Here is a 24,216-nt window from a genome sequence, read left to right on the forward strand (position 1 = left end):
CCTGCCAACGCAAGTCTGCCGAAAGGGTCCAGGCGGCAGAGGCCGATCGGAAGGTTCAGGGACTTCGGCCGATCGAACGACCAAAACCCCCGAAAGCAGCGGCTGCGTCCGGGGGCCGACCTCGCGGGCCAGTTGATCGGGGCTGGGGATCCGGAGGTCGATCAGAAACTCACGTCAAATCGTGCGGTCCTCCTGCCGGTCTCGGACCCGCCGGCTCGTCGTCGAGCGGGCGGGAAATCGTCGAGCTTGGTGCGGCGCCCGATCCATGGCGATCGGGCGCCGGTCGTTGTCGTCGACCGTGCCGCATGGCCTGCGACGAACGGTTTCCGGTTCGTCGGACGATGCGTGGGCCGCCTCTCAGTACGAGCCGAACTTGTAGTTCAGGCCGGCGCGGACGACGGCGAACTCGGTCTTGGCGGCCGCACCGCGCAGGTAGACGGCATTGAGGTCGGCATCGTAAACGCCGCGATAGGCGTTCTTCTTGCTATCGAGGTTCACGTAGAGGCCTTCGACCTTCAGCGTGACGGCGTTCGACCGGAAGAAGTTCAAGAACGAGTCGGTGGGCAGGGCGTACTCGATGCCACCGCCGGCCGCGTAGCCGGTGCGGAAGCTGTCGCGGAGCTTCTTGCTGGGGGCGAAGCTCTGGTCCTCGTCGCCCGAGCCGTAGGCGAAGCCGCCGGTGCCATAGACGAGCGTGCGGTCGAAGGCGTAGCCGACGCGGCCGCGCACCGTGCCGAAATAGTCGAGGCCGTTGCCGCTGGTGAAGACGGTGGCCGCGGGCGGCGCGAAGGCGAAGCCGGGCGTGCCGGTGAAGCCGTAGTTCAGCGTGCCCCGGGTGCGGCGCGCGAAATCGACATACTGGGCGTCGGCCTCGAGGCCGACCACGAAGCCCGACCCCGGCGTGAACTGGTAATTGTAGCCGATCTGCGCGCCGCCGGTGAAGCCGGAGTTCTTGGTCCGGTTCGTGTTGAGGGTGACGACGCCGTTGGTGTTCTCCGAGTCGAACACCGACCCGGCCGGCAACTGATACCGGGACGTCCTGTGGCTGTTGGCGTCGAAGCCGTAGCCGGCATTCACGCCGAGGTAGAACCCGGTCCAGGTGAAGACCGGCACCGGGGTGAAGACCGGCGGCGGAGCCGCGCGGCGCGGCAGGTCGGCCGCAGCGGCAACCGAGGTGAGGGCGGTGAACGCGGCCAGGGAGGCCAGGAACTTATTCATCTGTACAACCAACAATGGAGTGTCGCGAGCGGCAATATGCCCGATTCCGCAAAGGCATGATATGATTTTTCTGCAACACATACTGTGCATTCGAGCTTTCAGGCTTGGACTACTCAAGGAATGCCATGTTTACGATTTGTAAGGCAAGGAATTTTCTCCATGCACAAACGGCCTGTGCTTGATACTGCTGATAGCATGCTTGGCGTCTTATTCTTCTCGCTCTCCGTCTCACGGCATCGCCGGACCGGCCGTCGGGGTCGGCGGATCGCGCCCGCGACGGCCGCTGTCGTCCGGGCGCGCCGTCGGGCGCAATTCCCGGGGGCGGTCGACGTCGGCATCACCCACGCGGCGCGGCCCCGTTAGCGGGACGGCGGTGCGCGTCACGCCCGAAACGGGTGCGCCGCAGGCTCCCGGCCCGATCTCAGCGCGGCATCGGCCGCCAATCCGGCGGCGCCATCTCGAACCCCTCGAAACGGAAGCCCGGCGCCACGGTGCAGCTCACCAGCGTCCAGGCGCCGAGGCTGGTGGCGGTCTGCCAGTGATGGGCCGGCACGACGATCTGCGGCCGGTGGCCCCGGGCGAGGTCGGGGCCGAGATGGCGTGCCTCGGCGTCGTGGCCGTTGGGGCTGGTGGTGATGACCATCGGCGCCCCGGCATGCCACAGCCAGACCTCCGTCGCGTCGACCCGGTGCCATTCCGAGGTCTCGCCGATGTCGAGCAGGTAGTAGATCGCGGTCGAGGCGGGCCGCCCGTCGATCTCGCGGGAATCGCGAAAGGTCTCGCGGAAATGCCCGCCCTCCGGATGAGGCTTCAGGTCGAGCAGGCGCACGACCTCGGCGGCGGTGAGGTTTTGCATGGTCGTCAGAACCGGTTCTTCCACTCGCGGAGCGCCGTGAACACCGCCGCCGGGTCGGCGCCGGGCTCCATCCCGACCGCCCGGGCGAGGGCCGGCTCGGTCGCGCGCAGGAACGGGTTGGTGGCCTTCTCCTCACCGAGCGTGGTGGGCACCAGGAAGCGCCCCTCCGCCTTGGCCTTCTCGGCGACGGCCGCCCGGTCCTTGAGATTCTGGTTTCCCGGCTCGGCGGCCAGCGCGAAGCGGGCATTCGACAGCACGTAGTCGTGGCCGGAATAGATCACGGTCTCGTCGGGCAGGGGCAGGAAGCGCGACAGCGAGCGCCACAGCACCTGGGGCGGACCCTCGAGCACCCGGCCGCAGCCGAGGGTGAACAGCGTGTCGCCGGCGAATGCGAGGCCCGCCTCCTCGAACCAGTAGGTGACGTGGTCGTCGCAATGGCCGGGCGTCTCCCAGACCGCGGCCGCGAGCGATCCCACCGTCACCACGTCGCCCTCGCGCACGGTGGCATCCACCCCCGGCACGGCGCTGCCGGCCCTGGCCGGCGCCGTCACCCGGGCCTTCGTCCGCGCCTTCACCTCGGGAATGCCCTCGACGTGGTCGCCGTGGCGGTGGGTGACCAGGATGTCGGTGAGACGCCAGCCAGTCTCGTCGAGGGCGCGCAGGACGGCGGCGGCCTCCGGCACGTCGATCGCCGCGCAGGCGCCGGTCTCGGGGTCGCGCATCAGCACGCCGATATTGTCGCTCCGGCACGGGAAGGTGCGGATCTCGGGGCGGATCTCGGGCATGGTGGCGCCTCCTCGAAGGACTCTCAACGGCAGGATTCCCGACCCGCGTTCCGGCCGGACTCGTCCAAGCAGGACTCGTCTCGGCAGGGCCGCCTCTGGCAGGATTCCCATGCAGCGAGATAGGGCGCATCCGCGCCCGCGCGACCGGGTCGGGGCGAATAGCGGGGAGCGCGCGGGCCCGTCATGGGTTGACGCCTTGCCGCGCTTCGCGCCACTCCCCATTCATGGTCCTGGACCCCTCGAGTCCTGGACCCTTTGGCCTTCACGGCATGAGCGCGCTGCGCCCGTCGCCCGCACGTCCCGAGAACCGATGAGCCTCGACGTCACCGACCTGCGCGCCTTCTACGCCAGCCCCCTCGGGGCGGTGGCGCAGCGGCTCGTCGGCCGCACGGTCCACCGCATGCTCGGCTCGGTCTCGGGGCTGCGGGTGATGGGCCTCGGCTACGCGGTGCCGTATCTCGGCCCGGTGCGGCACGCCGCCGAGCGGACGCTGGCCTTCATGCCGGCGGCCCAGGGGGTGGTGAACTGGCCCGGCTCCGGCCGCTCGGCCTCCTGCCTCGTCGATCCGACCATGATGCCGCTGCCCGATTCGGCCCTCGACCGGGTGCTGCTCATCCACGCCATCGAGGCGGTGGAGAGCCCGGCCGAGCTGATGCAGGAGGTCTGGCGCGTGCTGACCCCCGGCGGACGGCTGATCGTCGCGGTGCCGAACCGCCGCGGCCTGTGGGCGCGGCGCGACGCCACGCCCTTCGGCCACGGCCAGCCCTACAGCCGCTCGCAGCTCGGCCGCCTGATGCGCGACACGCTCTTCTCCCCCGAGGACTGGGCCGAGACCCTCTACGTGCCCCCCGTGGAGGGCTGGCTCACGCTGCAGACCGCGAGCGCCTGGGAGCGGGTCGGCACCGGCCTGTCCCTGCCCTTCGCCGGGCTGCACGTGGTCGAGGCGACGAAGCAGCTCCACCGCCCGGTGGCGGTCCAGGCCCGCAAGGCGGCGCGCCTCGGCGCCCGGGTGCTGGCGCCGGTGCCGGTGCCGGTGCCCGCCCCCGTCCCGGGAGGCGCGTGATGCCCTTCCCGGGCGCGGAAGCGGCGCTGCAGAGCTTCCTTCTGGCCTTCTCGGCCCTGTTCTCGATCGTCAACCCGCCCGGTGCGGCGCTGATCTTCGCGCAGGTGACGGCCAGTCGCAGCCACGCCGAGCGCACCTGGCTGTCGCGCCGCATCGGCGCCTACGCGGCCGCCGTGATGCTGGTCTCGCTCTGGGCCGGGGCCTGGGTGCTCAGCTTCTTCGGCATCTCGCTCTCGGCGCTGCGCATCGCCGGCGGCCTCGTGGTGGCGGCGCAGGCCTGGAACCTGCTGGCCGCGCCCGAGCAGCGCGAGGCCCGCAAGACCGCGCAGGCCGAGCCCGTGCAGGCGAGCGAGGAGCACCCCGAGCCCGCGGCCCTCGCCGAGGTGGCGTTCTTCCCCCTGACCCTGCCCTTCACCACCGGGCCCGGCACCATCGCGGTGGCGATCGCCCTCGGTGCCGGCCGGCCGGACGGCGGCGTCGACCGGATCGCCTACCTCGCCGGCGCCTCCGCCGCCTCCCTCGTCATCGCCCTGATGGTGCTGCTGGCCTACGCCTCCGCCGACCGGCTGGTGGAGCGGCTCGGCCATGCGAGGGCCCGGGTGCTCGGGCGCCTCGCCGCCTTCCTGCTCCTCTGCGTCGGCACCCAGATCACCCTGACCGGCGTCACCGACGTGCTCGGCCCCCTCATCGCGAACGCCAGGCCAGGGTTCGGCCGTTGAGGGCCATCTGCGCCTCCACCGCCCGCAGGATCCGGGCCTTGGCCGAGTAATGGATCATGTGGCCCTGGCCCGGAAGCAGGGTCAGGGTGCTGCCTGCCACCTCCGCGTGCAGGCGGCAGGATTGCTCGCCGGGATCGACGACGGCATCGGCATCCCCCGACAGGATCGCCACCGGCAGCCGCAAGCCGGCGTAGCGCGGCTGCAGCAGGGCGGCGGCGGTGTTCATGCTGGCGGTGTCCTCGGCGCTCGCCCGCGCTTGGGTGGCGGAGAGCGACAGCGCCACGGGGAAGCGCGCGGTGAACCGGGCCGGCACCGGCTGCGGCTTGAACACGTGGCGGAAGACCTGCGGCGCCAGCATCTGCCCGACCGCCCCCGGCATCATCGCCCGCGCCGCGTCGCCGACGCCGGGCACGGCGAGCGGCGCGATCAGCGCCACGTCGGCCCGCCGGCCCGGATAATAGTAGCCGGAGAGCAGCACCAGCCCGCGCAGGTCGATCCCCTCGTTGATGGCGAGAGCCAGCGCGACGATGGTGCCCCAGGAATGCCCGACGACCACCGGCCGCTCGACGTTCAGCGCGGCGAGCACGTGGCCGACGAGGCGCGCCTGCGCGGCGGCGGTCCAGACCCAGTGCCGCGGCCGCTCGGTATGGCCGAAGCCCGGCCGGTCGATCGCGATGACCCGGTAGGACTTGGCCAGTTGCTCCACGAGCCCGCAGATGACGAAATCCTCCGCCATCGTGCCGTTGCCGTGGATCAGCACCACCGGCCGGCCCTTGCCGCGGACGATGGCGTGCACCCGCACCCCGTCGACCTCGATGAAGCGGCCCAGCGGCGTATGCGCCGGCTCCTCCGTCCTCATCGCCTCGGCGCCGCGCTGCATCAGGGCGCCGGTCCGGCGCGCCGCGGCGGCATTCGCCTTGGCGGTGGCGCGCAGGATCCGCACGGCGCCGCTGGCGGCGCGGCGGGTGGCGCGTCCTGGAACGAACCGAAAGGCCATGGGATCTCCGGCGCGATGCTGCATTGCGGGAGAAGATGGGGCTTTCGCCGTCCCGCGCATATCCCCCCACCCCGCCTTGGCAGCACCCGCCGGCCCCTGTACGAGGCCCGGATGGGTGGTCGGGACCCCTGTCCCCCGCGCGCTCGGACGAGGGCGAGGGGACAGGCCCGGCCGGGCCTCGGCGCCGATGCGCCGGGACGCCTCCGCCAACGGGCGGAAGGCAGATGAGCAAGGAGCATGACCGCCATGCGTCTCGTGGTCGTCGGCGCCTCCGGGCGCATGGGGCGGATGCTGATCCAGGCCGTCGCCGGCACCGAGGGCTGCACGCTCTCGGGGGCGATCGAGCGCGAGGGCTCACCGGCGCTCGGCCAGGATGCGGGCGTGCTCGCCGGGCTGGCGCCGCTCGGGATCCCGGTCACGGATGACCCCCTGCCGGCCTTCGCCGAGGCCGACGGCGTCCTCGACTTCACGGCGCCGGCCGCGACGGTGTTCTACGCCGAGCTCGCCGCCCAGGCCCGCATCGTCCACGTGATCGGCACTACCGGCCTGTCGCCGGAGGATTTTTCCAAGCTGAAGGCGGCGGCCTTCCACGCCCGCATCGTGCAGTCGGGCAACATGTCGCTCGGCGTCAACCTGCTGGCGGGCCTGGTGCGCAAGGTCGCGGCGACGCTGGGGGACGAGTACGACATCGAGATCCTGGAGATGCATCACCGCCACAAGGTGGACGCACCCTCCGGCACCGCGCTCCTCCTCGGCGAGGCCGCGGCCCAAGGCCGGGGCGTGGCGCTCGAGCAGCGCAAGGTCGCGGTGCGCGACGGCCATACCGGCCCGCGCGAGCCCGGCAGCATCGGCTTCGCCACCCTGCGGGGCGGCAGCGTCGTCGGCGAGCACAGCGTGATCTTCGCCGGCGCCGGCGAGCGCATCGAGCTCACCCATCTGGCGAGCGACCGCGGGCTCTTCGCCGCCGGCGCCGTCAAGGCCGCCCTCTGGGCGCAATCGCGCGATCCCGGCTTCTACGGCATGGACGACGTGCTGGGCCTCTGACCTTTCCCTTTGACAACGGAGCGACACGCATCATGGAGCGTCTTCTCGTCCTCGCGCGCCACGGCCAGAGCGAGTGGAACCTGAAGAACCTGTTCACCGGCTGGAAGGACCCCGGGCTCACCGAGCTCGGCGTCGAGGAGGCGCGGGCGGCCGGGCGGCGGCTGAAGGCGAAGGGCGTGCAGTTCGACGTCGCCTTCACCTCGGACCTCACCCGGGCCCAGCGCACCTGCGCGCTGATCCTGGAGGAGCTCGGCCAGTCCGGCCTGCCGACCCACGCCGACGCCGCCCTCAACGAGCGCGATTACGGCGACCTCTCGGGCCTCAACAAGGACGATGCCCGCGCCAAGTGGGGCGAGGAGCAGGTCCATGTCTGGCGCCGCTCCTACGACGTGCCCCCGCCCGGCGGCGAGAGCCTGAAGGACACCGTGGCCCGGGTGCTGCCCTACACCATGCGGGAGATCCTGCCCCGCGTGATGCGCGGCGAGCGCGTGCTGGTGGCCGCGCACGGCAACTCGCTGCGCGCCCTCGTGATGGTGCTCGACGGCCTCACCACCGAGACCATCCCGGGTCTCGAGCTCCACACCGGCGTGCCGCTGGTCTACCGCCTGAAGGACGACACCACGGTCGCCTCGAAGGAAGTCCTCGACCGCGACTGAGCGGGGCGGCTCGCGCCGCCCGGCGCGGGCCTTCCTCTGCCCGCGGGGGGGCGGGAGTGGACCGGTGCAGCCCCGGCAAAGGGCGCTGCACCCAACGGGTAACCGGACCGCACCGAAAGGAATGCGGTCCGGGCCATTGCCGCGATCCCCGGCCGTCCCACCTGTCGTCACATGACGCGCGTCCCGGCGCGCCTCTCGGACACCCCATCGGCGAGGGAGAGACAGATGGTCGACACGGATCGCATCACCGGCGCGGCGCGCGAACTCGGCGGCAAGGCGCAGGCCGGCATCGGCGACCTCGCGGGCGACCGCCGCGCGCAGGTCGAGGGCCGCTTCCGCGAGGCGCAGGGGCAGGCCGAGAGCCTGGTCGGCGAGGCCCGCGACGGGTTGCGCGACGCCGCCGAGATCGCCCTCGACTACGCCGAGGACACCTACGAGCGCGGCCGGCACGCGGCACGTCACGGCGCCCGCACGGTGACGCATTACGTCGAGGAGACGCCGCTCGTGGCCCTGCTCGTCGCCGGTGCCGTCGGCTATGGCCTCGCCCTCCTGGTGCATGGCCGCCGCTGAACGCCGTCGTCGAGAGGAGTCTTTCGCCATGGCGCTCCGCCCCGCCGCCGTGCCCCCGCGCGACGCCGTCTCCGTCGGGGCCGCTCCCCTCACGGACGACCTGCGCACCGTGATGCTCCATCGCCTGTCCTGGGGCGCCGTCCTCGCGGGCGCCGCCTCGGCCCTGGTGGTGCAGCTGATCCTGAACCTGATCGGGCTCGGCGCCGGGCTCGCGGCCGTGAGCGCGACTACGGGCGACAATCCGGAGGCCGGCACCCTGTCCCAGGGCGCGCTGCTGTGGGGTGTCTTCTCCGGCATCTTCGCCTCGGCGGCCGGCGGCTACCTCGCCGGCCGCCTCTCGGGGAAGCCGGCCGCCACGGCCGGCCATCACGGCCTGATCTCCTTCGTGGCGACGACACTGGTGGTGGTCTACCTCCTGACCTCGGCGGCGAGCGGCCTCGTGGGCGGCGCCTTCGGGGGCCTGACCTCGGCCCTCGGCGGCGCCGGCCAGGCCATCGGCGGCACGGTGAAGAGCGCGGCAGAGACCGTGGCCCCCGCGCTCAACCGGGTCGCCGACCCCTTCGCCGGCATCGAGCGCCAAGTTCGCGACACGTCCGGCGGCCAGGACCCGCAGGCATTGCGCGACACCGCCGTCCAGGCGGTGCGGGCGGCGCTGACCGGCGACGCCGCCCAGCAGCAGCAGGCCCGCGACCGCGCCGCCGAGGCCCTGGCCAAGGCGAAGAACATCCCGGCCGACCAGGCCCGCCAGCAGGTCCAGGATTACGAGACGCAGTATCGCGACGCCGCCGGCAAGGCCGCCGCCCAGGCCAGGCAGGCCGCCGAAGCGACCCGCAAGGCGGCCTCGCAGGGGGCGCTCTACGCGGCCGGGGCGTTGATCCTCGGCGCCCTGGCGGCGTATCTGGCCGGCCGGTCGGGCGCGGTGTCGTGACCCGCGGCGGCAGGCGGGGACGGACCGGCGGTCACCGGGCGACCGGTGGCATCGGGGGCGGCCGGAGCGGCAGGGCATCGTCGGCGAGCTGCAGGCAGGTCAGCAGGCCCACATAGGACGGCATGCCGCCGATCTCGCTCTCCTGGCGGCACGACCGCCGATCCTCGATCGGAAAGCGCGCCCAGCTTCGCCGCAGGGTGCGCCGGGCCGCGCGCTCGTCCGACAGGCACCCCCGGTAGCTCGCGGGATCGGCGCCGGCCCCGCGCTCCAAGCCGCAGGCCGCGCGCGGGGTGAAGGTGGGAAAATCGACGTCCTGCGCCGCCGCGGGGCCGCACAGGGCCAGCCCGATCAGAACGGGAAGCGCTCTCCGTGCCCCTCTCATGGCGAACTCCCGATGGCCGGCTCCGGACGGGGAGGGCCCGGGACGGGCATGCCGCCCCGGGCCCTCACGGTCACTCAACGCTTCGACGGCCTGACTTGAAGATCTTACCTGGTCGCCTTGCTGTCCGGCTTCGTGGCGGGCGGCTGGTGCGCGGGCTTGGTGCTGCCCGTCACGTTGGCCTTCGGGATGCCGATCGCGTCGATCACGTCGAAGCGCATCCCGTCCTCGGCGGTCTTCAGCACCGCGTTCGCCTCGTAGTACTTACCCTGGTTGATCAGCGTGGCCGCCTGGTTCACGTCGGCGGTGGTCTTGTCGAGGGGCATCACCGCCATGACGAAGTTCACGTCGACATGGGCGAGCCGCAGCGTCTCGATGGCGCCCTTCTGGTCGCCCTTGGCGAGGCTCTTGTTCGCGTCGGTCACGGCCGAGGCCTTCTCGGGCGTCGCCAGGAAGTCCTCGCCGAGCGTCAGCTGGGCATCGACGGGCACCCAGGCGACCTTGTCCTTGGAGGCGGGCTTCGCGTCGGCTGTCTTGGCATCGGTCGCCTTGGCATCGGTCGCCTTGGCATCGGTCGCTTTGGCATCCGCAGCCTTGTCGGCCTTCGCCGCCTTGGCCGCCGCGAGGTCGGCCGGCGTCTTCAGCTCGGACTCGGCCTTGAGGAACACGGCGTCGTCGCTCTTCGCCTTGCCGAGGGCGGCCTGCGCCTTGGCGATCAGGCTCTTGGCCTGGGCCGGGTCGGCGTCGAAGATGGCGAGCCGGGCGAGATGCATGTCACGGAATGCCTGGGCCCCGTCCTTCGAGAGCTTGCCGACATCGTTGTCGACCGCCCGCTGGGCCGCGCTCTCCTGCGTCGCGACCGGCTTGGTTGCCTGCTCGGTCGCATAGGCGGCACCGCCGAGGACGGTGGTCGCGACGAGAGCGGCAGCGACAGCGTTCCGGTATGACATAACCATGCCTCCTCTGGAGATCGATGCCGTTTTTCTTGGCGGCACCGGCATGTTGGCTACATTTGGATAATCCTCTGGCATGGATCTGGTTGCCGTAATACTTGATTAAAAGATTGTAACTCAACGGAAAGGGACGTGTGCGATAGGATCAGCTGTCAGTCGGCGGAAGGCTGGAGGAGAAGGGGCCCGGAGCGGGCGCGGTGCGGCCGCCGTGCGCGAACTCCGCCGTATGGCGGAGGCGGCGCAACCGGAGCGGCGGCGTTCGGGTGGGACGGCCGGGGAGCCGCCGTCAGGGTGGTGGTCGCTTCCCGCAATCGACTGGACTTCCGGCGGATGCGTCACGCTCCGCCATGCGGCGCGGGAACGAACTGATTGGCCGTGATGCCGTCGATCACATCGAACAGGCGCCGATGTTTCGGATTTTGTCTGGAGCACTCGACGATCGCGTTGCAATCGCGAAGCTCTCTATATATTTGATTTTGCTGCATTTTCCGACGAACCGGTACCCACTTCGTCGGAAAATGCTCTAGGAGCGAATTCGATTTCGTCGGATTTGGAGACGGCAATTTCCGGCTCTCACACGGCCCCGGGATGACGGTGCAGGGTTGTTGGCGAATGCCGAGCGAGCCAAACGGACGCTCAGTTCTTCGCCTCGTTCGCCTTGCGAAACAGCTGCCACTCCTCGACCACGCGCCCGTCGGGCAGGTGGCAATAGCCGGTCTCGCCCTTGGCCTCGTTGCGGATCTCCAGGCGCCCGCCGATGGAGGTACAATAGGCGGAGGCCGGGTTCCCCAGGGCCAAGGCCAGCGGGATGCCGGCGACGGTGACCAGCGCGGCGGCAAACAACGGCTTCACGGCTCGTCTCCTGTCCCGACGGCACGAGGATAGGAGCGCGCGATGAACCGGCGGTGACGCGAGCGCACCCCGCCGGTCCGGTGCCGTCAGTGCCCCCCGCCCAGATACGCCGCCCGCACCTGCGGGTCGTTGCGCAGCTGCGCCGCCGGGCCCTGGAAGCGGATGCGGCCGTTCTCCAGCACGTAGGCGTGGTCGGCGACGCCGAGCGCCGCCATGGCGAATTGCTCGACCAGCAGCATCGTCACCTGCTCTTCCTTCAGCCGGCGGATGATGCGGAACACCTCCTCCACCAGCTTCGGGGCGAGGCCCATCGAGGGCTCGTCGAGGAGGAGGATCTCCGGGCGCAGCATCAGCGCCCGGCCCATGGCGAGCATCTGCTGCTCGCCGCCGGACAGGGTGCCGGCGAGCTGGGTACGGCGCTCCTTCAGCCGCGGAAAGAGGGTGTAGGCCCGCTCCCGGTCGGCATTGACGTCGCCCTTCGGCCGCGAGCCGGTGAGGCGCGGGAAGGCGCCGAGCGTCAGGTTGTCCTCGACCGAGAGGGTCGGGAAGACCCGCCGTCCCTCGGGCGAGTGGGCGAGCCCGGTACGGGCGACGTCGTGGCTCTCCAGGCCGCCGATCTCCCGCCCGTTGAGCTTGATCGAGCCGGCGCGCGGCTTGATCATGCCGGAGAGCGCCCGCATCGTGGTGGTCTTCCCGGCGCCGTTGGAGCCGATCAGGGTGACGACCTGGCCCTTCGGCACCGCGAAGGTGAGGCCGTGCAGGACCTCGATCTGGCCGTAGCCGGCCGACAGGCCGCTGACATCGAGCATCTCTCTACTCCGCGGCGTCGGCAACCGGGCTGCCGAGATAGGCTTCGATGACCTTGGGGTCGGACTGGACCTCGCGGGCGCCGCCCTCGGCGATCTTGTGGCCGAAATCGAGCACGCTGACGCGGTCGCACAGGCCCATCACCACGTCCATGTGGTGCTCGATCAGGATCACCGTGATGCCGGCGTCGCGGATCTTGCGGATGATGAGGGTCAGTTCGGCGATGTCGGGCGCGGTGAGGCCCGCGGCCGGCTCGTCGAGGAGGAGCAGCACGGGATCGAGCGCCAGCGCCCGGCCGATCTCGAGGAGGCGCTGCTTGCCGTAAGGCAGGTTGCGCGCCTCGACCTGGGCCAGGGACCCGAGGCCGACGAAGTCCAGGATCGCCATGGCGCGGGCCCGGGCCTCGCGCTCCTCGCGCCGCCGGCGCGGCGTGCCGAGGATCGCGTCGAACAGCGTGCCCTGGAAGCTGTGATGCAGGCCGACCAGCACGTTCTCCAACGCCGTCATCTCGCGGAAGAGCTGGACGTTCTGGAAGGTGCGGGCGACGCCGGACAGGGCGATCTCGGAGGGCGTGCGCCCGTCGAGGCGCTTGACCGCATCGGTGCCGGTGGCGAGCGAGACGCCGCCGGCGGTCGGCTTGTAGATGCCGGTGAGCACGTTCATCATCGTGCTCTTGCCCGAGCCGTTCGGGCCGATCAGCCCGTGGATCGTGCCCGGCCGCACCGCGAGGTCGACCTCGTTGAGGGCCTTGAGGCCGCCGAACTGCATCACCGCCCGCTCGACCTTGAGCAGCGGGTCGGCGCCGGAGCGGCCGCCCTGGCGGATCAGCGCCTCGCCGGAGGCCGCGAGCTCCTGCGTCGCCCCCGTATGGGCCGGGCGCAGGAAGGGCAGCTTCTCACGGAGGAAGCCGACGATGCCGTCCGGCAGGTAATAGACCACGAACAGGATCATCAGGCCGAAGACGGTCAGGCGGAAGTCGGTCACCGATTGCATCGCCAGGGTCGCCGGGAAGAAGGCGAGGCAGAGCGCGCCCGGGATGAGCAGGCCCATCCGGTTGTCCTTCTTGCGCAGGAAGGCGAGGCCGACCACGACGATGGCGAGCGCGGCGATGATGCCGGCCATGATCCGCACGAGGCCGATATCGGCCAGGATGTTCGGCATCATCACGATGATGGCGGCGCCGATCAGCGGGCCGGCGCGCGACTTGCGCCCGCCCATGGTGACGGCGAGCAGGAACAGGACCGTCAGCTCGAAGCCGTAGGAATTCGGCGCGACGTAGCGCTCCGACCAGGCGAACAGCGCGCCGGCGAGGCCAGCCAGCGCCGCCGAGATCACGAAGGCGTAGACCTTGTAGCGGTAGACGCTGACGCCCATGCAGTCGCAGGCGATCGGCGAGTCGCGCAGGGCCTCGAAGGCGCGGCCGAAGGGCGAGCGCACCACCCGGTTGACCACCAGGATGGTCAGCAGCAGGCAGGCGCAGACGAGATAGTAGAATTCGAGCTTGCGCCCGGCCGCGCCCCAGGGCGCCTGCATGCCGATCAGCGAGAAATCGAGGACGCGGGCCGGCGGCAGGGTGATGCCGAGCGGGCCGTTGGTCAGATCGGTCATCTCGTTGATGAAGATCTGGATGATGGTGCCGAAGGCGAGCGTCACCATCGCCAGATACGGCCCGCTGACCCGGAGCGCCGGGATCGCCAGCAGCAACCCGAAGGCGGCGGTGACGCCGATGCCGGCGAGCAGCCCGGCCCAGAGCCCGAGCTTGAACTTGAGGAACAGCACGGCCGCCGCGTAGGCGCCGACGCCGAACAGGCCGGCATGTCCCAGCGAGACCTGGCCGGTATAGCCGACCACGATATCGAGGCCGAGAATCAGGATCGCGTAGATGGCGATCACCACCAGGAGGTGGATGTAGTACTGGCTGGTGACGACGTGCGGGAAGGCCGCCAGGAAGACGACGAGGCACACGGCCCCGAGGAGGCCGACGAAGCGGCCGAACCCGGCTTGAGGCACCGGCGGGGCGGTTTGCCGGGCAAGGGCCGGCGCGGAGGCGGACTGCGCCATGATGGTGAAGGACCCTGGATGAACGGGGAGCGACGAGGCCGCTCCCGCAACCGGGAGCGGGGCTAAGCGGAGAAAAATCAGACCTTCTTGATCACGGCCTTGCCGAACAGGCCGACCGGGCGCACCGCCAGCACGGCGAGGAGCAGGATCAGGCCGGGCACGTCCTTGTAGCCGGTCGAGATGTAGAAGCCGGTCAGGGTCTCGGCGACGCCGAGGATCAGCCCGCCGACGATCACGCCGAGGCCGGATTCGAGGCCGCCGATGATCGCCACCGCGAAGGCCTTGAGCGCCAGCACCGAGCCCATCGTCGCGCCCGTGAGGGTCACGGGGGCGACGAGCACGCCCGCGAAGGCGGCGGTCATGGCGCTGATCGAGTAGGACAGGGTGATGACCTTCTGGGTGTTGATGCCCATCAGGCCGGCGGCGTCGATGTCGTTCGAGGTCGCCACCACCGCCTTGCCCCAGATCGAGCGGCGGTTGAACAGCTCGACCGCGAGCATCATCAAGAGCGCGCCGGCGACGATCATCAGCTCCATCGGCAGCACGCGGACGCCGCCGAACGTCATGGCGGTCTCCGGCAGCGGCGAGGGGAACTTCAGGTCGTCGCGGCCCCAGATGTTCTCGGCGACGTTCTTGAAGATGATGCCGAGCGCGATGGTGGCCATGATCCACCCATACTCGGACTTGATCTTCACGGCAGGGCGTACGCCGAGCCGCTCGACCACGGCGCCCAGCGCGAAGCCGAAGACCAGGACCAGCGGCAGCATCAGCCAGTAGCCGGTGAAGGGCACCAGCGTCAGGCCGAACAAGGCGCCGAGCATCAGCGCCTCGCCCTGGCCGAAATTCAGGGTTTTCGAAGTGGCGAAGGTGAGCTGGTAGCCGAAGGCGATCGCGGCGTAGATCATGCCGACGGCGACGCCGCTCGCCACGAGCTGAAGGAAGATCTGCATGGGAAAAAGCTCGGGGGGAGGGCTCGTCTCGACGGACAGGCCCCGCGCATCAGGCGCGGGGCCGGTTACGGCCTCAGTTCGAGGCCTTCTCCTTGACGCGGACGACGCCGGCGTTCTTGGCGTCCTCGTCCTTGGCATAGACGATCTTGCCGTCCTGGACACGCCCGAACACCACCATGTTGCGGGTGATGGCGTTGTGGTCCTTCGCGGTGAACGGCTTGTCGTAGGTGGTGACCACGCCCTCGACCTTGGTGTTCAGGTCCTCGAGCGCGGCGCGCACCTTCGGGCCTTCGGTCGTGCCGGCCTGCTTGATCGCGGCGGCCAGCAGGAAGACCGAGTCGTAGCCCTGCGCGCCGGCCACCGGGGTCGGGATCTTGTTGACCTTGAAGGTGGCGTAGTAGCCGTCGAGGAAGGACTTGCGCTTGGGCAGCGTCTTATCCTCGATGAAGGTCTGGGGCATGATCACGCCGTTGCCGTTCGCCCCGGCGATATCGATGAAGCTCTGCATCGAGGCCGGCCACGAGGTGATCATCGGCACCTTCCAGCCGAGCTTGGCCATGCCGTTGGCGATCTGGGCCAGTTCCGGGCCGATGCCGTAGGCCAGGATCACGTCCGCGCCCGCGGCCTGCGACTTCAACAGCTGGGGCGTCATGTCGACGTCCTTGATGTTGAACTTCTCCACCGCGACCGGCTTCACGCCCTTGGCCTTGAGGTATTTCTCGAGGTCTTCGCGGCCGAGCTGGCCGTAATTGGTCGAGTCGGCGAGGATCGCGATCTTCTTGAAGCCCTGCGCGATCGCCTCGTCGGCCATCATGCCGGCCTGCAGCACGTCGTAGGCCGAATTGCGGAAGACGTAGTTGTTGTCGTAGTCCGGCGGGTTGAACTGGTTGGTGATGATCGTGCCGGTGGCGACGTTGTTGATCACCGGGATCTCGGCTTCCTGGTAGAAGCGCTGGGCGGCGAGCGCCACGCCGGTGTTGATGAAGCCGAGGGTGGCGACCACCTTCTCCTTGTTGATCAGCTCCTGGGCGACCTGGGCGCCGACCTCGTTCTTGGCCTCGTCGTCGCGCTCCACGAGCTGGATCTGGCGCCCGAGCACGCCGCCGCTCTTGTTGATCTCGTCAGCGGCCAAGCGCACGCCGTCGCGCATCGACACGCCCATCGACGAGGACCCACCCGTATACGGGCCGGTCACGCCGATCTTGATCGGGTCGGCGGCCAGGGCCGGGGCCGCGAAGGCGGTCGCGCAGGCGAGCGCCGCCGCGAGCGCGGTCAGGGATGAGCGCATCTGGATTCCTCCGGGGACCGTTTCTTGCCGTCCCGACCTTGGCGGACGGGGATCGGGGTGCCGGATAGAACCCAAGTTGGCAGCGCTTGTCGAGCGCGTCTTTCGATCTAGAAAGCCGGGCGGGACTGGGGGCGAACTGCTGAGGCTCTGCTTGAGGCAGCACGCAAGTCGAGCCGGCTGCCGTCGACGATGTTCCGCGTCAATCCGGGGCGCGCCGCGGGCCGGAACCTGCGATCGACCAGCGCTGGAAGCGCAGAAACGCCGGGGCTGCGTTCCGCTACGCGATGCCTGGCCGCGATTCCTGGACGATGGCGAGATCGTCGATCCCGTCGCTCGATCGATGGAATCGTCGCGCGGACGGGCGACGCGTCACCCATCGCGCGATCCTCGCCGCTCAATCCTTGGCCGGCTCGTCCTTGCCCGGGACCTGGGTGATGCCGCCGATCACCCGCACCGGGCGGTTGCCGTCGGGTGGAGTCTTCCAGCCGCTTTCCTTGGCCTCCGGGGTCTTGGGCGGGGCGGCGTCGGCGGCCTTCGCGGGCGGAGAGGCCGGCTTCGCCGCGGGCTCGGCCTTCGGCGCCAGGGGCGGGACGAGGGCGGCCGGGGTCTCGATCGTCCCGGCCGGCTTCGGGCGGGCCGCCGTCCTGCGGGGCGCCTCGGGCTTCGCGCCCTCGGGCGTGGTCTCGCGGCGCGGGGCTGCGCCGGTGCGGGCGGCCGGGCTGTCGGGGTTCATGCCGAGCGGGTTCGGCCCGGCGGTGCGCGGCGCGCGCATGGCGGGGGAGGGCGCCTCGAACGCGGGCGCGGCCGGCGGCAGCGGGCGCGCGGCGACCCGGCGCTCCTCCGGGCGGGTCTCCACCGGCGGCAGCGGCTCGCCGCGGGAGAGCGGGACGGGAGCGTAGGTCTCGCCGCCGCGAAAGCCGCCGTCGCGGGGACCGCGCTCGCCATAGATCTCGCCGCGCGGCGGCGGCGGGCGCACGTCGGCCTCCGTCCAGCCGTAGCCGGGGCGGCGACCGCCGGGGATCGTGCCGGGGGGAACCAGCGGCGCCTCCAGGCGCTCGCGGTCGAGGATGCGTCCGGAGCGGGCATCGACGACCAGCTGCACCCGGTTGCCCCAGGGACTGTCGGCCTCGACCCGGTAGGTCTCGCCGTCGAAGCGCGGATGGGTCATGCCGGTGAAGCCGGCCCGGCCGAGGCGGAAGAGCACCGCCCGCGGCGGCAGGATCGCGTCGGCCTCGTCCTCGATGACGACGCGATAGCCCTGCGCCTGCGCAGGCCCGGGCATCGCCGCTCCCGTCAGCAGCGCGGCGGCGAGCGCGGCCAGAAGGGCCGCGCCCGTCACGGACCGCTTACCCGTCGTCGACGGCAGTGCAGTCATCGTCCCGCATTCCCTTGTTTCCAGGATCGTGCCGGGCTCTGCCCCGCATTCCCCTCGTGCTCGGACAAGATTCTGTTAACCGCGCGAATGAGGCGGGATTGCGGGAGCGCGGCCGTGGCGGACCATGGCCTTTCGGGGAGCCGCGGGGATGCGGCCTCACCCGGCCCGCCGCGCCAGAGCCAGGAATTCCTCCACCTCCGTCCCGGTGGTCGAGAAGGCGGTGATGAGGCGGATCATCCGCTCGCCCTCGCGCACCGTCTCGCCCGCGGGCAGGCTGCGGCTCGCCCAGTCGTAATAGACCGCGCCGCCCTGGCGCAGCGCCTGATCGAGGGCGGCCGGCACGATCGGGAAGAGCTCGTTGCCCCGGACCGGCCAAGCCAGGCGAACCCCCGGGATCTCGGCGAGGCCTGCGGCGAGCCGCGCCGCCATCCGGTTCGCGTGGGCGGCATTTGCCAGCCAGTGGTCGTCGGCGAGGTAGGCGTCGAGCTGCGCGGCGAGGAAGCGGCCCTTCGACAGGATGTGGCCGGCACGCTTGCGACGAAAGTCCAGCGTCTCGGCGAGGTCGGGGCGGAAGACCACGACGGCCTCCGCGGCGAGCGCGCCGTTCTTGCTCGCCCCGAAGGACAGGATGTCGATGCCCGCCCGCCAGGTCATCTCCGCAGGCGAGCAACCCGAGGCCACGAGCGCGTTGGCGAAGCGCGCTCCGTCCATATGGACGGTCAGCCCGTGCGAGTGGGCGACGCGGCTCAAGCGCGTGATCTCCTCGACCGTGTAGACCTGCCCGCTCTCGGTGAGCTGCGACAGGGTCAGCGCCCGGGGCGGCATCTGCTTCACGTGCCGCGTCAGGCCGCCGAGGAAGCGGTCGAGGGTGTCGGGGGCGATTGTGCCGCCGGTGCCGGGCAGCCCGTGCAGCTTGGCGCCGTGGGTGTAGAATTCCGGTGCGCCGCACTCGTCCTCCATCACGTGCGCCTCCTCGTGGCAGAGGCACAGGCCGAAGGGCGGCACCATGACGGAGAGAGCCAGCGCATTCGCGGCGGTGCCGGTGGCGACCGGAAAGACCGCGAGGTCGGGATGGTCGAACAGCTGCCGGAAGCGCGGCGTGAGCCCGAGCGTCAGCGGGTCGGCGCCGTAGGCCGGCATCGCCCCGCCATTGTGGCGCACGATCGCCTCCAGAACCGGAGCGCTCGCTCCCACCACGTTGTCGCTCGCGAAGTTCATCGGCTCGAAGGCTCCCTGCGATGGGCTCGCCGCCATCATGGCGGGGCCGGCCGGCCTGGACGAGGCGCGCCGGCTCATGCCGGGCATGTCCTGCCGGTCATGCCTGGCCGGTGATGCTTCGGCGAGAATGCGGCCCCGTCGCGGGGGAAAGATGCGCATCCTTTCCCGGATTCGGTGTTTCATTGCGAAGGGCGGCCGCGAAACGCAAGAAAAGCACAAGGCCGGGTCGAATGGCCCCTTGCTGGAGCGGTTGAAATCTGGCAGGTTCCGCGAGTTAGGACAGTACCGCTGTCCCATTTTCCCGGTCGGGCCCCGCGCCTCCGGGTCGCAAGGGCGCTGGCTTGTGGCTTGCACGATGGCCAAACGAGATACCAAACGCGCCGCCATTCGGGCGGTGCGGGCGCACGCCGGCTGAAACCAGCCTGCCGGGCGCTCGCGAGGTGCGGGCGCTCCCTTCGCGAGACGCGACCGACCCTCCCGCGGACTGAAGAACAACAGGCGGCGGCCGTGCCCTCGGCCCGCGCGCCCGCGGCACCCCTGCGGCTGTCCGCATCACTTCGCCCGCCCGCAGCGGTGGGATAGCCTGCCGCTGAGGCAGGTTCGCCTGCCCTGGAGGCAGGCCGCCCTTTCCCGGCCGGCACGCCCGGCCCTTCTGCAGCCTGAACGATCGCGCGCGTCCGCGAGCCTCGAAACGAAGACCGGACCTTGGGAGACCAGACCATGAGCGGCACGGACCAGTCCCAGCACCCCACCCGCGGGCAGGCGGTCCCCGCCCTCGTCGTGCGCGATCCGGCCCTGCCGGCCCGCCAGGGCCTCTACAACCCGGGTAACGAGAAGGATGCCTGCGGCGTCGGCTTCATCGCCGACATGCACAACCGCCAGACCCACGCCATCGTCCAGCAGGGCCTGCAGATCCTGGAGAACCTCGACCATCGCGGCGCCGTCGGTGCGGACCCGAAGATGGGCGACGGCTGCGGCATCCTGGTCCAGGTCCCGCACGGCTTCTTCGCGGCGGAGGCCGAGCGCCTCGGCATCGCGCTGCCGGAGGCTGGCCATTACGGTGTCGGCCAGCTCTACATGCCGCGGGACGAGGAAGGCTTTAAGGTCGTCGAGGGGATCGTCGAGAAGGCGATCGCCGACGAGGGTCTGGCGCTGCTCGGCTGGCGCGACGTGCCGGTCGATCCGAGCGACCTCGGCGAGAGCGTGAAGGCCAGCGAGCCGCGCCACCGCCAGGTGTTCATCGGCCGCCCCGCCTCCAGCGCCGACCAGGACGCCTTCGAGCGCCGGCTGTTCCTCGTCCGCAAGGTGATCTCGAACGCCGTCTACACCCTCAAGGACGAGCGGCTGAAGGAGTTCTACCCGGTCTCGCTGTCCTCGCGCACCATCGTCTACAAGGGCATGGTGCTGGTGAACCAGCTCGGCCACTACTATCTCGACCTGAAGGACGAGCGCTTCGTCTCGGCGCTGGCCCTCGTGCACCAGCGCTTCGCCACCAACACCTTCCCGACCTGGCGCCTGTCGCACCCGTACCGGATGGTCGCGCATAACGGCGAGATCAACACGCTGCGCGGCAACGTGAACTGGATGGCCGCGCGTCAGGCCAGCGTCGATTCGGAGCTGTTCGGCAACGACATCTCGAAGCTCTGGCCGATTTCCTACGAGGGCCAGTCCGACACCGCCTGCTTCGACAACGCGCTCGAATTCCTGGTCCAGGGCGGCTACCCGCTCGCCCATGCGATGATGATGCTGGTGCCCGAGGCCTGGGCCGGCAACCCGCTGATGAGCGAGGAACAGCGCGCCTTCTACGAGTACCATGCCGCCCTGATGGAGCCGTGGGACGGCCCGGCCGCGCTCTGCTTCACCGACGGCCGCCAGATCGGCGCCACCCTCGACCGCAACGGCCTGCGCCCCGCCCGCTACCTCGTCACCGATGACGGGCTCGTCGTGCTCGCCTCCGAGATGGGCGTGCTGCCGATCCCGGACGAGAAGATCGTCTCGTCCTGGCGCCTCCAGCCGGGCCGGATGCTGCTGATCGACCTCGAGAAGGGCCGCATCGTCTCCAACGAGGAGATCAAGAACGAGCTCGCCGCCGCGCACCCCTACAAGGAGTGGCTGAAGCGCACCCAGATCGTGCTCGAGGACCTGCGGCCGGTGCAGCCGCGGGAATCGCGCACCGACGTGTCGCTGCTCGATCGCCAGCAGGCCTTCGGCTACACCCAGGAAGACCTGAAGCTCCTGATGCAGCCGATGGCCGTGACCGGCCAGGAGGCGGTCGGCTCGATGGGCACGGACACGCCGCTCTCGGCGCTCTCCGACAAGCCGAAGCTGCTCTACACCTACTTCAAGCAGAACTTCGCGCAGGTGACGAACCCGCCGATCGATCCGATCCGCGAGGAGGCCGTGATGAGCCTCGTCTCGTTCATCGGGCCGCGGCCGAACATCCTCGACCTGGAGGGGACCTCGCGCAAGAAGCGCCTCGAGGTGCGCCAGCCGATCCTGACCAATGCGGACCTGGAGAAGATCCGCTGCATCGGCCATTTCGAGGACCGCTTCGACACCAAGACCCTCGACATCACCTATGCGGCCGAGACCGGCGCGCAGGCGATGGAGGGCGCCCTCGACCGCCTCTGCGACCGGGCCGAGGCGGCGGTGCGCGGCGGCTACAACATCATCGTGCTGTCGGACAGGGCGGTCGGCCCGGACCGGATCCCGATTCCGGCGTTGCTGGCCACCGCCGCGGTGCACAACTACCTGATCCGCAAGGGGCTTCGCACCTCGGTCGGGCTCGTGCTCGAATCCGGTGAGCCGCGCGAGGTGCATCACTTCGCGTGCCTGGCCGGCTACGGCGCCGAGGCGATCAACCCCTATCTCGCCTTCGAGACGCTGATCGCGATGAAGGACGAGCTGCCGCCCGAACTGACCGATGACGAGATCGTCTATCGCTACATCAAGTCGATCGACAAGGGCTTGCTCAAGGTGATGTCCAAGATGGGCATCTCCACCTACCAGTCCTATTGCGGCGCGCAGATCTTCGACGCGATCGGCCTGAACTCGTCCTTCGTCGAGCGCGACTTCTTCGGCACGGCGACGACGATCGAAGGCATCGGCATGGCCGAGATCGCCGAGGAGACGGTGCGGCGCCACCGCGACGCCTTCGGCGACGCGCCGGTCTACCGCACCGCCCTCGATGTCGGCGGCGAATACGCCTACCGCCTGCGCGGCGAGGCCCATACCTGGACGCCCGACACGGTCGCGACGCTCCAGCACGCGGTCCGGCTCAACCTGCCGGAGCGCTACCGGGCCTTTGCCAAGATGGTGAACGAGCAGGAGAACCACCTCAAGACGATCCGTGGCCTGTTCCGGATCAAGAGCGCGGCGGAGATCGGCCGCTCGCCGGTCGAGATCGACGCGGTCGAGCCGGCGGCCGAGATCGTCAAGCGCTTCGCCACGGGCGCGATGTCCTACGGCTCGATCTCCAAGGAGGCGCACGAGACCCTGGCGATCGCCGTCAACTCCTTCGGCGGCCGCTCGAACTCGGGCGAGGGCGGCGAGGAGCGCGAGCGCTTCCGGCCGCTGCCGGACGGCCGTTCGCGCCGCTCGGCGATCAAGCAGGTCGCCTCGGGCCGCTTCGGCGTCACGACGGAATATCTCGTCAATTCCGACATGATGCAGATCAAGGTGGCGCAGGGTGCCAAGCCCGGCGAGGGCGGCCAGCTGCCCGGCCACAAGGTCGACGCCAAGATCGCCAAGGTCCGCCACTCGACCCCGGGCGTCGGCCTGATCTCGCCGCCGCCGCACCATGACATCTACTCGATCGAGGATCTGGCCCAGCTGATCTTCGACCTCAAGAACGTCAACCCGGCGGCCGAGGTCTCGGTCAAGCTGGTGGCGGAGGTCGGCGTCGGCACGGTGGCGGCCGGCGTCGCCAAGGCGCGCGCCGACCACATCACCATCTCGGGCTTCGACGGCGGCACGGGTGCTGCGCCGCTCACCTCGATCAAGCATGCCGGCGGTCCCTGGGAGATCGGCCTCGCCGAGACCCAGCAGACCCTGGTGCTCAACCACCTGCGCGGCCGGGTGGCGCTCCAGGCCGATGGCGGCATCCGCACCGGCCGGGACGTGCTGATCGCGGCGCTCCTCGGCGCCGACCAGTTCGGCTTCTCGACCGCACCGCTGATCGCGGCCGGCTGCATCATGATGCGTAAGTGCCACCTGAACACCTGCCCGGTCGGCGTCGCGACCCAGGATCCGGTGCTGCGCAAGCGCTTCAAGGGCACGCCCGAGCACGTCATCAACTACTTCTTCTTCGTGGCGGAAGAGGTGCGCGAGCTGATGGCGTCGTTGGGGGTGACGAAGCTCGACGAGCTGATCGGGCGCTCCGAGTATCTCGACAAGCTCGCGGCGATCTCGCACTGGAAGGCCAAGGGCCTCGACTTCACCCGGCTGTTCCACAAGCCGGAAGTGCCGGAGAGTGTCGCGCTCCGTCACGTCGAGAGCCAGAAGCACCCGATCGACCAGGTCCTCGACCGGCGGCTCATCGCTGCCGTCGGCGACGCCATCGAGACCGGCGTGGCGGTGACCGTCGAGGACACGATCCGCAACTCCGACCGGGCCGCGGGCGCGATGCTGTCGGGCCTGGTCGCCAAGGCGCATGGCCACGAGGGGCTGCCGGACGACACCCTGACGGTGAAGCTCACCGGCACCGCCGGCCAGAGCTTCGGCGCTTGGCTCGCCGCGGGCGTCACCTTGAGCCTGACCGGCCACGCCAACGACTATGTCGGCAAGGGCCTGTCGGGCGGCAAGCTGATCATCCGGCCCTCGGATGCCCTGGGCTCGCCGTCGGACCGCACCATCATGGTCGGCAACACGGTGCTGTACGGCGCCATTGCCGGCGAGGCCTACATTCGCGGTGCGGCCGGCGAGCGCTTCGCGGTCCGCAACTCGGGCGCGATCGCGGTGGTCGAGGGCATGGGCGACCATGGCTGCGAGTACATGACCGGCGGCGTCGTCGTGTCGATCGGCGAGACCGGGCGCAACTTCGCGGCCGGCATGTCGGGCGGCATCGCCTACGTCCTCGATGAGGACGGGTCCTTCGCCAAGCGCTGCAACCTGTCGATGGTCGATCTGGAGCCGGTCGAGGAGGAGGACGAGTTCATGCGCCGCTTCCACCAGGACGGCGACCTGGAGACCAAGGGGCGCATCGACATCCTGGCCGACATGTCGGGCCACGACGAGGAGCGCCTCGTCGGCCTCATCAACAACCACCTGAAGTATACCGGCTCGGTGCGCGCCAAGGCGATCATCGACAACTGGGACACCTACCGCACCAAGTTCGTGAAGGTGATGCCGGTCGAGTACCGGCGGGCGCTGCGCGAGATGGAGCGGGCCCGGATGCCGGTGGCGGCGGAGTAAACCGGTAGGTCGAAGGACTGGACGGCGAACCCTCCCCCCTCTGCGGGGGAGGGTGCCCCGCGGAGCGGGGCGGGAGAGGGGAACC

At 70.3% G+C, this 24,216-nt stretch carries 20 protein-coding genes; 7 read left to right on the forward strand and 13 right to left on the reverse strand.

Translation table 11 applies throughout. The annotated features are described in order from the left end of the window. Positions 1-357: 357 nt before the first annotated feature. The 3 genes from VQ03_RS02505 to gloB all read right to left on the reverse strand — a co-directional run bounded on the left by VQ03_RS02505 (position 358) and on the right by gloB (position 2,859). Complete coding sequence (locus VQ03_RS02505) at positions 358-1,218, reverse strand: outer membrane protein (RefSeq protein WP_048449283.1); 861 nt, start codon at positions 1,216-1,218, stop codon at positions 358-360. 421 nt (positions 1,219-1,639) lie between these two features. Next, positions 1,640-2,074, reverse strand: a complete 435-nt coding sequence (locus VQ03_RS02510; RefSeq protein ID WP_048449284.1) for a cupin domain-containing protein — start codon at positions 2,072-2,074, stop codon at positions 1,640-1,642. Positions 2,075-2,079: 5 nt separating this feature from the next. Beyond that, the gene (gloB, locus tag VQ03_RS02515; RefSeq protein WP_048449285.1) at positions 2,080-2,859 is read right to left on the reverse strand and encodes a hydroxyacylglutathione hydrolase; all 780 of its coding nucleotides are present in this window, start codon (positions 2,857-2,859) and stop codon (positions 2,080-2,082) included. Between the two features lie 310 nt (positions 2,860-3,169). Here gloB and VQ03_RS02520 point away from each other — a divergent pair, with 310 nt between their 5' ends. Both VQ03_RS02520 and VQ03_RS02525 read left to right on the forward strand, forming a co-directional pair. Continuing rightward, positions 3,170-3,922, forward strand: coding sequence for a class I SAM-dependent methyltransferase (locus VQ03_RS02520; protein WP_048449286.1), 753 nt, complete (start codon positions 3,170-3,172; stop codon positions 3,920-3,922). Beyond that, a complete protein-coding gene (locus VQ03_RS02525; RefSeq protein WP_048449287.1) occupies positions 3,919-4,641 on the forward strand; it encodes a MarC family protein in 723 nt (240 codons plus the stop codon). Before VQ03_RS02520 ends, VQ03_RS02525 begins: the two co-directional genes overlap by 4 nt. On the opposite strand, the gene VQ03_RS02530 is transcribed toward VQ03_RS02525, so the two are convergent. Continuing rightward, positions 4,607-5,638, reverse strand: a complete 1,032-nt coding sequence (locus tag VQ03_RS02530) for an alpha/beta fold hydrolase (protein ID WP_048449288.1) — start codon at positions 5,636-5,638, stop codon at positions 4,607-4,609. The two genes, VQ03_RS02525 and VQ03_RS02530, sit on opposite strands and share 35 nt — an antisense overlap. Before the next feature lie 246 nt (positions 5,639-5,884). Between VQ03_RS02530 and dapB the strand changes: the two genes are divergently transcribed. The 4 genes from dapB (at position 5,885) to VQ03_RS02550 (ending at position 8,836) form a co-directional block, all read left to right on the forward strand. Next, positions 5,885-6,682 carry a 4-hydroxy-tetrahydrodipicolinate reductase gene (gene dapB / locus VQ03_RS02535; protein ID WP_048449300.1) on the forward strand — a complete coding sequence of 266 codons (798 nt, stop codon included), beginning with the start codon at positions 5,885-5,887 and terminating at the stop codon, positions 6,680-6,682. 32 nt (positions 6,683-6,714) lie between these two features. Next, entirely contained in the window at positions 6,715-7,338 is a 624-nt protein-coding gene (locus VQ03_RS02540; RefSeq protein ID WP_048449289.1) for a 2,3-bisphosphoglycerate-dependent phosphoglycerate mutase, read from the forward strand. A 225-nt stretch (positions 7,339-7,563) separates the two neighbouring features. Beyond that, the gene (locus tag VQ03_RS02545) at positions 7,564-7,908 is read left to right on the forward strand and encodes a CsbD family protein (protein WP_048449290.1); all 345 of its coding nucleotides are present in this window, start codon (positions 7,564-7,566) and stop codon (positions 7,906-7,908) included. 28 nt (positions 7,909-7,936) lie between these two features. Further along, complete coding sequence (locus VQ03_RS02550; RefSeq protein WP_245291936.1) at positions 7,937-8,836, forward strand: Re/Si-specific NAD(P)(+) transhydrogenase subunit beta; 900 nt, start codon at positions 7,937-7,939, stop codon at positions 8,834-8,836. Positions 8,837-8,867: 31 nt separating this feature from the next. On the opposite strand, the gene VQ03_RS02555 is transcribed toward VQ03_RS02550, so the two are convergent. From VQ03_RS02555 to VQ03_RS02595, 9 genes are all read right to left on the reverse strand, one after another. Then, positions 8,868-9,218 carry a hypothetical protein gene (locus VQ03_RS02555; protein WP_048449291.1) on the reverse strand — a complete coding sequence of 117 codons (351 nt, stop codon included), beginning with the start codon at positions 9,216-9,218 and terminating at the stop codon, positions 8,868-8,870. A 104-nt stretch (positions 9,219-9,322) separates the two neighbouring features. Then, complete coding sequence (locus tag VQ03_RS02560; protein ID WP_048449292.1) at positions 9,323-10,165, reverse strand: YfdX family protein; 843 nt, start codon at positions 10,163-10,165, stop codon at positions 9,323-9,325. Positions 10,166-10,804: 639 nt separating this feature from the next. Beyond that, positions 10,805-11,020 carry a DUF333 domain-containing protein gene (locus VQ03_RS02565; protein ID WP_048449293.1) on the reverse strand — a complete coding sequence of 72 codons (216 nt, stop codon included), beginning with the start codon at positions 11,018-11,020 and terminating at the stop codon, positions 10,805-10,807. Between the two features lie 86 nt (positions 11,021-11,106). Beyond that, positions 11,107-11,829: an ABC transporter ATP-binding protein gene (locus VQ03_RS02570; RefSeq protein ID WP_048449294.1), complete on the reverse strand. Its 723-nt coding sequence runs from the start codon at positions 11,827-11,829 to the stop codon at positions 11,107-11,109. A 4-nt stretch (positions 11,830-11,833) separates the two neighbouring features. Continuing rightward, positions 11,834-13,888 (reverse strand): branched-chain amino acid ABC transporter ATP-binding protein/permease, encoded by a 2,055-nt coding sequence (locus VQ03_RS02575; protein ID WP_048449295.1) that lies wholly within the window; start codon positions 13,886-13,888, stop codon positions 11,834-11,836. Positions 13,889-13,965: 77 nt separating this feature from the next. Then, positions 13,966-14,838, reverse strand: a complete 873-nt coding sequence (locus VQ03_RS02580; protein WP_048449296.1) for a branched-chain amino acid ABC transporter permease — start codon at positions 14,836-14,838, stop codon at positions 13,966-13,968. A gap of 73 nt (positions 14,839-14,911) precedes the next feature. Beyond that, complete coding sequence (locus VQ03_RS02585; RefSeq protein WP_048449297.1) at positions 14,912-16,126, reverse strand: ABC transporter substrate-binding protein; 1,215 nt, start codon at positions 16,124-16,126, stop codon at positions 14,912-14,914. Between the two features lie 394 nt (positions 16,127-16,520). Beyond that, positions 16,521-17,501, reverse strand: a complete 981-nt coding sequence (locus VQ03_RS02590; RefSeq protein WP_048449298.1) for a hypothetical protein — start codon at positions 17,499-17,501, stop codon at positions 16,521-16,523. A gap of 156 nt (positions 17,502-17,657) precedes the next feature. Next, positions 17,658-18,719 (reverse strand): threonine aldolase family protein, encoded by a 1,062-nt coding sequence (locus VQ03_RS02595; protein WP_048449302.1) that lies wholly within the window; start codon positions 18,717-18,719, stop codon positions 17,658-17,660. Positions 18,720-19,439: 720 nt separating this feature from the next. Here VQ03_RS02595 and gltB point away from each other — a divergent pair. Then, entirely contained in the window at positions 19,440-24,131 is a 4,692-nt protein-coding gene (gene gltB / locus VQ03_RS02600; protein WP_048449299.1) for a glutamate synthase large subunit, read from the forward strand. The last annotated feature ends 85 nt before the right edge of the window (positions 24,132-24,216 follow it).

This window comes from Methylobacterium tarhaniae (genome assembly GCF_001043955.1).
Taxonomy (GTDB): Bacteria; Pseudomonadota; Alphaproteobacteria; order Rhizobiales; family Beijerinckiaceae; genus Methylobacterium; species Methylobacterium tarhaniae.

What these genes read in the sequence shown, in the direction of transcription:
- VQ03_RS02595 (WP_048449302.1), bottom strand. Translation starts at nt 18,719, where the DNA reads ATGAACTTCGCGAGCGACAACGTGGTGGGAGCGAGCGCTCCGGTTCTG.
- VQ03_RS02545 (WP_048449290.1), top strand. Translation starts at nt 7,564, where the DNA reads ATGGTCGACACGGATCGCATCACCGGCGCGGCGCGCGAACTCGGCGGC.
- VQ03_RS02590 (WP_048449298.1), bottom strand. Translation starts at nt 17,501, where the DNA reads ATGACTGCACTGCCGTCGACGACGGGTAAGCGGTCCGTGACGGGCGCG.
- VQ03_RS02585 (WP_048449297.1), bottom strand. Translation starts at nt 16,126, where the DNA reads ATGCGCTCATCCCTGACCGCGCTCGCGGCGGCGCTCGCCTGCGCGACC.
- VQ03_RS02560 (WP_048449292.1), bottom strand. Translation starts at nt 10,165, where the DNA reads ATGTCATACCGGAACGCTGTCGCTGCCGCTCTCGTCGCGACCACCGTC.
- VQ03_RS02510 (WP_048449284.1), bottom strand. Translation starts at nt 2,074, where the DNA reads ATGCAAAACCTCACCGCCGCCGAGGTCGTGCGCCTGCTCGACCTGAAG.
- VQ03_RS02570 (WP_048449294.1), bottom strand. Translation starts at nt 11,829, where the DNA reads ATGCTCGATGTCAGCGGCCTGTCGGCCGGCTACGGCCAGATCGAGGTC.
- VQ03_RS02575 (WP_048449295.1), bottom strand. Translation starts at nt 13,888, where the DNA reads ATGGCGCAGTCCGCCTCCGCGCCGGCCCTTGCCCGGCAAACCGCCCCG.
- VQ03_RS02540 (WP_048449289.1), top strand. Translation starts at nt 6,715, where the DNA reads ATGGAGCGTCTTCTCGTCCTCGCGCGCCACGGCCAGAGCGAGTGGAAC.
- VQ03_RS02555 (WP_048449291.1), bottom strand. Translation starts at nt 9,218, where the DNA reads ATGAGAGGGGCACGGAGAGCGCTTCCCGTTCTGATCGGGCTGGCCCTG.
- VQ03_RS02530 (WP_048449288.1), bottom strand. Translation starts at nt 5,638, where the DNA reads ATGGCCTTTCGGTTCGTTCCAGGACGCGCCACCCGCCGCGCCGCCAGC.
- VQ03_RS02580 (WP_048449296.1), bottom strand. Translation starts at nt 14,838, where the DNA reads ATGCAGATCTTCCTTCAGCTCGTGGCGAGCGGCGTCGCCGTCGGCATG.
- VQ03_RS02550 (WP_245291936.1), top strand. Translation starts at nt 7,937, where the DNA reads ATGGCGCTCCGCCCCGCCGCCGTGCCCCCGCGCGACGCCGTCTCCGTC.
- gltB (WP_048449299.1), top strand. Translation starts at nt 19,440, where the DNA reads ATGAGCGGCACGGACCAGTCCCAGCACCCCACCCGCGGGCAGGCGGTC.
- gloB (WP_048449285.1), bottom strand. Translation starts at nt 2,859, where the DNA reads ATGCCCGAGATCCGCCCCGAGATCCGCACCTTCCCGTGCCGGAGCGAC.
- VQ03_RS02505 (WP_048449283.1), bottom strand. Translation starts at nt 1,218, where the DNA reads ATGAATAAGTTCCTGGCCTCCCTGGCCGCGTTCACCGCCCTCACCTCG.
- VQ03_RS02520 (WP_048449286.1), top strand. Translation starts at nt 3,170, where the DNA reads ATGAGCCTCGACGTCACCGACCTGCGCGCCTTCTACGCCAGCCCCCTC.
- dapB (WP_048449300.1), top strand. Translation starts at nt 5,885, where the DNA reads ATGCGTCTCGTGGTCGTCGGCGCCTCCGGGCGCATGGGGCGGATGCTG.